The sequence below is a fragment of the Geodermatophilus sp. SYSU D00758 genome, assembly GCF_054049955.1.
Window position 1 is genome coordinate 108,349 of record NZ_JBJGYK010000018.1, and the last position, 6,642, is coordinate 114,990.

The following is a 6,642-nucleotide window of genomic DNA, read 5'->3' on the forward strand; positions in this document are numbered from 1 at the left end:
CCACGTCCCGGTGCCCGCCTCATCCGCGGCGGAGGATCCCCGGGCGCGCGGGCCGGGCCATCGTCGTCCCATGACCCGATGGCCCCGGACCGTCCCCGTCCTGCTGCTCGCCGGCGCCCTGATCCCCGGTGCCCTGCTCACCGGTTGCGGCTCCTCGGACGGCGGCGGCTCCACGGCGACGGACGAGCCGAGCACCGCGACGGAGGGATCGAGCACCGCGACGAGCGGTGGGGCGAGCGGCGAGGCGGCCGTGTGCGGCTCCGTCGAGGACCTGCAGGGCTCGGTCTCCGCGCTGCGCGACGTGGACCTGCAGTCCGGTGGTCTCGACGCCGTGCAGGACCAGCTCGGTCAGATCCAGGCCGACGTACGAGCCGTGGCGGCGGACGGCCGCTCGCAGTACGACGACGACACCGACCGCCTCGAGACCGACCTCGACGCCCTGCGGACGGCGGTCGACGACGCCCGGTCCGCCCCCTCGGCCGCGACGCTCGGCGACGTCGGTACGGCGCTGCGCACGCTGGCCGCCGACGTCGGCGCCCTCGCGGACGAGATGGGGTCGACGTGCTGAGCGGCCCCGCGGGGGACCCCGCGACCCGCCGCGCGCGCGGCCGGGCGATCCGGCGCAGCGTGCCGCTCGAGGCCCACGCCGAGGTCCTGCGCAAGGGCCCCGACCCGCTCGTGCTGCTCGAGGAGCAGGGACGGACGCGGGTGCCCGAGCTCGTCCCGATCCGCTACGGCCGGATGGTGACCTCGCCGTTCGCGTTCTTCCGCGGAGCGGCCCGGGTCATGGCGGCCGACCTCGCCGCCGGGCCGGACACGGGCCTGACCGCCCAGATCTGCGGGGACGCCCACCTGGCCAACTTCGGGCTGTTCGCCTCGCCGGAGCGGCGGCTGGTGTTCGACGCCAACGACTTCGACGAGACCCTGCCGGGGCCCTTCGAGTACGACGTCAAGCGGTTCGCGGCCAGCCTGGAGATCGCCGGCCGGGAGAACGGCTTCTCCCGCAAGCAGCGGGAGGCCGTCGTGGCCGCGGCAGCGACCCGCTATCGGACGGCGATGGCCCGCTTCGCCGGGATGCGCGACCTCGACGTCTGGTACAGCCACGTCGACACCGAGTTCCTCCGCGCGCAGGTGGCCCCGCGGCTGGACGCCAAACGCCGCCGCCGGCTGGAACGGGGGCTGGAGCGGGCCCGCGGCCGCGACCACCTGCGGGCCTTCGGCCGGCTGACCACCGTCGCCGACGGGCGGCTGCGGATCCGCCCGCAGCCCCCGCTGGTGGTGCCGCTGGAGGACCTGATGCCCCCGGAGCAGAGCGGGGACCTCACCGGCCGCCTGCGGGACCTGGTCGACGGGTACGCCGAGACCCTGCAGTCCGACCGGCGGGTGCTGCTGGGCCGCTACACCGTCGTCGACATGGCCCGCAAGGTGGTCGGGGTCGGCAGCGTCGGCACCCGGTGCTGGGTGCTGCTCCTCGTCGGCCGGGACGAGTCCGACCCGCTGCTGCTCCAGATCAAGGAGGCCGAGCCCTCGGTGCACGCCGAGTTCCTCCGGTCCGACCGGTACAGCAACGAGGGCCAGCGGGTGGTGACCGGCCAGCGCCTCATGCAGCAGTCCAGCGACCTCTTCCTCGGCTGGCGGCGCACCCAGGGGATCGACGGGGTGCACCGCGACTTCTACGTCCGCCAGCTGTGGGACTGGAAGGGGTCGGTGACGACCGAGGACCTGCGACCGCAGGGCATGCAGGTCTACGCCGAGCTGTGCGCCTGGTGCCTGGCCCGGGCGCACGCCCGCTCCGGGGACCGCATCGCCATCGCCGGCTACCTCGGGTCCTCGGAGGCGTTCGACCGGGCGTTGCTCGCCTACGCCGAGACCTACGCCGACACCGCCGAGCGCGACCACCGGGCGCTGGCCGACGCGGTGGCCGCCGGGCGCATCACGGCCACCACCGGCGTGTGAGGCCGCGGCCGTGCGCGCCGCCGTCGAGGCCCACCTCGGTTCCCGCCGGGTCGCCCGGGTGGTGTACGGGGCCATCATCGGCCTCGCCCTCGTCGTCGCCGGCGAGGCCCACCCGCCGGCCGCCGGGGCCATGGCGGCGTGGCTCATCGCCTCCGGCGTGGCCGTGGGGCTGGCCGAGGTCTACAGCGAGGTCGTGGGCGTGGAGACCAGCCAGCGGCACCGCGTCACCCGGGCCCAGCTGCGGGACATGGCCGGCGATGCCGGTGCGGTGGCCTTCGGCGCCGGGTTCCCCGCGGTGCTCTTCGTCCTCGCTGCGCTCGGGCTGCTCGACCTTGGCACCGCCTTCGACCTCGCCACGTGGACCGGCCTGGGGCTGATCGGCTTCTACGGCTACTGGGCCGCCCGGTTCGCCGGCGCCCCCGTGCCGCGGGCCCTGCTGCAGGCGACCCTCGTCGCGCTCGTCGGTGCCCTCGTCATCGGGGTCAAGGCTCTGGTGCACTGACCGTGTTCGCCCGCGCGGGACGACCCCGGCCGGACGGGCCGCGGGCTAGCGTCCGGCGGGTGGACGGCGAGCCGGTCCCGGGCACCGGGCAGGCGCCGCGGCCGGCCCCCGCCGCGCTGCGGGCCCACCGGCGCGCCCTCGTCCGGGCCGCGGTCCGCACCGCGGGCACCGCCACCGCGGTCACGGCCGGCTACTTCCTGCTGCCGCTGGCCAGCGGGTTCGGGGCGGGCACCGTCCTCGCGCTGCTCGTCGGGCTGGTGCTGGTGGGGCCCCTGGTGGTCTGGCAGGTCCGCGCGATCCTGCGCGCCCCCTTCCCGACGCTGCGCGGGCTGGAGGCGCTGGCGCTCACCGTGCCCCTGTTCCTCGTCCTCTTCGCCGCGGTCTACGTCGTCCTGTCCGGGTCCCGGCCCGACGCCTTCAGCGAGCCGCTGACCCGCACCGACGCGCTGTACTTCGCGGTGACCGTGTTCGCCACGGTCGGGTTCGGCGACATCACGCCGGTGAGCCAGGTCGCCCGGGTGCTGGTGACCGTGCAGATGGTCGCCGACCTCGTCGTCCTCGGGTTCGTGGTGAAGGTGCTGGTCGACGCCGTGCAGCGCAGCCTCGGGGCGCGGCGGCACGGCCCGGCCGCCTGAGGGTCGCGACGCCGGCGGGGTCCCTCACCCCTGGGGGATGAGGCACCCCCGCCCCGGCCGCGGGCACGGTGGCGGGGCCGGCCCGCGCCCCGTCGGGCCACCTGCGGACACCGGAGGACGCCATGCCCGAGACCGCCATTCCCGAGACCGCCATGCCCGAGACCGCGATCGCCGACCACGGGATCATCGGGGACCTGCAGACCGCCGCGCTGGTGACCACCGACGGGTCGGTGGACTGGTTGTGCCTGCCCCGTTTCGACTCGCCGAGCGTCTTCGGGGCCCTGCTCGACGACGCCCGCGGCGGGCGGTTCCGGATCCGCCCGGTGGGCACCGACTGGACCAGCAAGCAGATGTACCTCCCCGACACCGCCGTCCTGGTGACCCGGTACTTCACCGCCGACGGGCTGGGCCAGGTGGTGGACTTCATGCCCCCGGTCGACGGCGCGGCGACCGCCCGCCACCGGGTGGTGCGCCTCCTGCAGTGCATCCGCGGCCGCATGACGTTCGAGGCGGAGGTCGCGCCGCGCTTCGACTACGGCCGGCGCCGGCACGAGACCGAGATCGGCCCCGGCGGAGCGGTCTTCCGGACCGACGACCTGGCGCTCACCCTGCACGTGGTGCGCGAGCCGGACGACGAGCGGGTGGCCCGGCTGCGCGTCGAGGACGGCGACCTCCACGTCACCGTGGGCCTGGTGGCCGGTCAGGTCCGCGGCGTGGTGCTCGAGTCGGCCGCCGACGGCCCGCCGCGCGAGATGCGCCGCGCCGAGATCCAGGAGCTGCTCGACGGCACCGAGGACTACTGGCGGACCTGGCTGGCCGGGTCGACCTACCGCGGCCGGTGGCGGGAGACGGTCGAGCGCTCGGCGATCACCCTCAAGCTGATGACCTACGCGCCGACCGGGGGGCTCGTCGCGGCCCCCACCGCGGCCCTGCCCGAGCAGGTCGGGGGCGAGCGCAACTGGGACTACCGCTACACCTGGGTGCGGGATGCGTCCTTCTCGGTCCACGCGCTGCTCAAGCTCGGGATGCGCGCCGAGGCGGCGCAGTTCGGCCGGTGGCTGGGCGACCGGGTCCGCGAGCACGCCGGGGGCGAGGGCGGCCCGCTCGACATCATGTACCGGATCGACGGCTCCGCCGACCTCGAGGAGGGCGTGCTCGGGCACTGGTCGGGCTACCGAGGGTCGGCGCCGGTCCGGATCGGCAACGGGGCGGCCGAGCAGCTGCAGCTCGACATCTACGGCGAGGCGGCGGACAGCCTCTACGCGCTGAGCCGGACCGGGGTGGAGGTGCCGCACCAGGGCTGGACGGCGATGTGCGAGGTGCTCGACTGGGTGGCCGACCACTGGGACCAGCCCGAGGAGGGCATCTGGGAGACCCGCGGCGGCCGGCAGCCGTTCACCTACGGCCGGGTGATGTGCTGGGTCGCCCTCGACCGCGGCGTCCGGCTGGCCACCGAGTTCGGCCGCCCGGCCCCGGTGGCGCGCTGGACCGAGCAGCGGGACGCGATCTACCGGCAGGTCCTCGAGCGCGGGTTCTCGCCCCGCCGGCAGGCGTTCGTGCAGCACTACGCGACCGAGGTGCTGGACTCCGCGCTGCTGCGGATGCCGACGGTCGGCTTCATCTCACCGCGCGACCCGATGTGGCTGTCCACCCTCGAGGCGATGGACGAGGAACTGGTCACCGACAGCCTGGTGTACCGCTACGACCCCGAGGCCTCCCCCGACGGCCTGCGGGGGTCCGAGGGCACCTTCTCGCTGTGCAGCTTCGCCTGGGTGGACGCGCTCACCCGGGCCGGCCGCGTCGACGAGGCCCGCCGGGCGTTCGAGAAGATGCTGACCTACGCCAACCACGTGGGGCTGTACTCGGAGGAGATCGCGCTCACCGGCGAGCAGATCGGCAACTTCCCGCAGGCGTTCACCCACCTGTCCCTGATCGACGCGGCGACGACCCTGGACGCCGCGCTCGCCGACGCACCCAGGACACCGCGCGCCCCGGCCGTCACCACCCCGGTGCTGCCCTACCCCCGGCCGGTCGCGGAGGCACCCCCGGTCACCGCTCCGCCCGGGCCAGCCGCCCGACGGTGAGGGCCTGGCGGCGCAGCAGCGCCCGGTCGATCGGCGGCCGTGCGGGGGGCGCACCGGGCCGCTCGCGCGGCACCCGCACCCGCAGGACGCCGGGCCGGATCGTGCACCGGACGGGGGTGGGCAGCAGCAGCGCCTCGCCGTCCACCCCCACCGGGATCTCCGGGGCGTCGGCGTCCACGACGACCTCGGTCGCGGTCAGGCTGCGCACCCCCGTGCTGTGCCGCCCCCGCAGCAGGCCGGCCGCCTGCGCCGCGCTCCACACCGTGATCGCGACGACGCCGAGCCGGCCGGTGTCCAGCCGGGGCCGGCGGCCGAGCCCGGCCGGGTCGCCGGCGCCGTAGGGGTTGTTGCTGACCAGGAGGGCCGTGGGGCCCTCCAGGGTGAGCGCGCCGTCGACGTGCACCCGCAACCGGGGCCCGCGCCGGTCGGCGAGCAGCTCCGGGAGCACGTCCAGCGTGGTGCCGACCTTGTCGTCGCGGTAGGCGGGGCTCTGCACCACCTCCGCGTAGGTCCCGAACGAGGCGTTGTTGACGAAGGTCCGGCCGCCGATGTCGCCGAGGTCGAGCGTGACCTCGACGCCGTCGTCGAGCGCGTGCAGCGCGAGGTCGGGGCGCTCGCGGTCGAGGCCGAGGTCCATGGCCAGGTGGTTGCGGGTCCCGGCGGGGATCACCAGGAACGGCAGCCCGTGCTCGGCGGCGACGCCGGCGACCAGTGCCTGCGTCCCGTCGCCCCCGGCCACGCCGAGCAGGTCGGCCCCCTCGGCCACCGCCCGCCGGGCGAGCGCCGCGACGTCCACCTCGCCGGGGCCGTCGAGCAGCGCCACCCGCGCCCCGAGGTCCGCGGCCCGCCGGTCGAGGTGGAACCGGCCCACCTTCCCGCCACCGGACCGCGGGTTCATGACCAGGAAGGGGCGCGCCGGGGGCGGTGCCTCCCGTTCCGGTACGCGATCCGGTGGCCGGGCCCGGCCGAGCGCGGCCCGCGCGGCCGCGGACCCCCCGGCCGCGAGGACGCCGACGGCGAGGAACTCCCACAGGACCCCCAGCGCCGCACCGACCAGCACGGCGACCACCGGTGCGGCGACCGCGACCGCACCCGCGACCCACCGCCGGGCGCCCCGGGTGCTCAGCAGCTCCCAGAGGGCGGCGAGCAGCACGGCCCCGGCCAGCACCCCGACACCCAGCGCCAGGGGGTCGGTCAGCCCGGTGACGAGCAGGAGGCCCCCCGCACCGAGCGCGCAGAGGAACGACAGCCGCGCCAGCCAGCGCTCGGCGACGGTCACCGGGGGCTCCTGCCCGGCGGGGAACACCGCGGGGTCCAGCTGCTCTGTCATCGCACTCCACCCTCCTGGCCCGCGGGCCGCCCCCGCAGGTTCGGCGACGGCGGGGGGGGGGGGGGCCCCCGCCCCCCCCCCCCGCCGCGCGCCCCGCCGGGCGGGGGCGGGCGCGCAGGCGGGGAGGCCGGCGGC

The 6,642-nt window shown here is 76.4% G+C and carries 6 protein-coding genes; 5 read left to right on the forward strand and 1 reads right to left on the reverse strand.

Features of this window, described 5'->3' with window-relative positions; all coding sequences use genetic code 11:
* Positions 1 to 70 precede the first annotated feature (70 nt).
* From ACI8AC_RS15105 to ACI8AC_RS15125, 5 genes are all read left to right on the forward strand, one after another.
* Positions 71 to 568 (forward strand): hypothetical protein, encoded by a 498-nt coding sequence (locus ACI8AC_RS15105; RefSeq protein WP_456898614.1) that lies wholly within the window; start codon positions 71 to 73, stop codon positions 566 to 568.
* A complete protein-coding gene (locus ACI8AC_RS15110; protein WP_456898615.1) occupies positions 562 to 1,956 on the forward strand; it encodes a DUF2252 domain-containing protein in 1,395 nt (464 codons plus the stop codon). Before ACI8AC_RS15105 ends, ACI8AC_RS15110 begins: the two co-directional genes overlap by 7 nt.
* A 10-nt stretch (positions 1,957 to 1,966) precedes the next feature.
* Positions 1,967 to 2,458 carry a hypothetical protein gene (locus ACI8AC_RS15115; RefSeq protein ID WP_456898616.1) on the forward strand — a complete coding sequence of 164 codons (492 nt, stop codon included), beginning with the start codon at positions 1,967 to 1,969 and terminating at the stop codon, positions 2,456 to 2,458.
* 59 nt (positions 2,459 to 2,517) lie between these two features.
* Positions 2,518 to 3,093: a potassium channel family protein gene (locus tag ACI8AC_RS15120; protein ID WP_456898617.1), complete on the forward strand. Its 576-nt coding sequence runs from the start codon at positions 2,518 to 2,520 to the stop codon at positions 3,091 to 3,093.
* Between the two features lie 122 nt (positions 3,094 to 3,215).
* Complete coding sequence (locus ACI8AC_RS15125; protein WP_456898618.1) at positions 3,216 to 5,177, forward strand: glycoside hydrolase family 15 protein; 1,962 nt, start codon at positions 3,216 to 3,218, stop codon at positions 5,175 to 5,177.
* On the opposite strand, the gene ACI8AC_RS15130 is transcribed toward ACI8AC_RS15125, so the two are convergent.
* On the reverse strand, positions 5,143 to 6,507 hold the full coding sequence (locus ACI8AC_RS15130; protein WP_456898619.1) for a diacylglycerol/lipid kinase family protein: 1,365 nt from the start codon (positions 6,505 to 6,507) through the stop codon (positions 5,143 to 5,145). The two genes, ACI8AC_RS15125 and ACI8AC_RS15130, sit on opposite strands and share 35 nt — an antisense overlap.
* Positions 6,508 to 6,642: the final 135 nt, after the last annotated feature.